This window comes from Acinetobacter sp. 1125_18A, from assembly GCF_052824985.1.
Window position 1 is genome coordinate 1 of record NZ_VTDG01000041.1, and the last position, 1,275, is coordinate 1,275.

The window sequence follows — 1,275 nt, forward strand, 5'->3', positions numbered from 1 at the left end:
AAGTACGCACTCAGTGTCCATAACTGAGTCTGTGGATTCAAAATCATTTCATCAATTGTGGCAAGTTAAAAGTATTGTCGCATCGATGAGCTTATTTATGGCATTTTCACCTGTTTATGCTCAAATGCAGGCAGATCCAAATGCTGCAGCTTCACAAAGAGCCAGTATAGGGGTAGGGAAAAACCAACAGGGTCAAAATGTACCAGTGGTTAATATTCAAACACCTAAAAATGGTGTGTCACATAACGTCTATAACCAATTTGATGTATTGCAACCCGGTGTTGTATTAAACAATAGCCGTAATGGTGCAAGTTCAGTGATTGTGGGGCAAGTAGGGGCTAACCCTTATCTACAAACAGGTGAAGCAAGGGTTATCCTCAATGAGGTCAATTCTTCACTAGCATCAAAATTCAAGGGGAATCTTGAGATTGCTGGGCAGCGAGCTGATGTGATTATTGCCAACCCATCAGGCATCAATATTCAGGGTGGTGGTTTTATCAATGCCAATAAGGTGATTTTTACCACAGGTAAGCCACAGCTGAATGCAGATGGAAGTATTCAACAGTTTGTGGTGAATCAAGGCAAAATCAATGTTTATTCAGCAGAAAATAACTTAGGGTTGGGTGGGAATAACAACAATGCCGACTATATTGATATCTATGCCAAAGCAGTAGATATCAACGCTCAAATACATGCCAATCAAGCCTTACAAGTGGTTACGGGTTCAAACACAATAAGTGAAGACTTAACGTCAATCACACCGAATCAAGCAAATAGTACCACACCAATATATGCACTTGATGTCAAAGCACTCGGCGGGATGTATGCCAATAATATATTTCTTATTGGTACAGATAAAGGCTTAGGGGTGAGCAATGCAGGGACAATCCAAGCACTGAACACACTAGCTATTACTTCATCAGGGAAAATCGTCAATTCAGGTCTTATCAGTTCAACCAGTAAGACACAGGGACTGTTAAGCATTAAAACTACAGAAACTGGTACAGCTGGAGATATTAATACTTCTGGAAATATTAGTAGCAACACTTTGATTAATATAGATTCAGGGAATAATCTTAATTTAAATGCAAATCAAATCATCCTTAACAATGGTGGTGTTGCTTCATCCCCTTTACTCATTAATACCCAAGGGAATCTTAATTTAGCCAGCAATACCCGAATAATGAATGACTCTTCAAATGCAGATTTGTATATTGATGCTGCAAACATCAATCTTGCAACAAACTCGGAGATCAGAAGTAATCGTGGTTCTGC

1 protein-coding gene is annotated in these 1,275 nt (G+C 39.2%); it reads left to right on the forward strand.

All coding sequences use genetic code 11. The annotated features are described in order from the left end of the window. Nucleotides 1-1,275 (forward strand): filamentous hemagglutinin N-terminal domain-containing protein (locus tag FY049_RS22145; protein WP_446084422.1); only part of this gene is annotated, 1,275 nt, incomplete at both ends.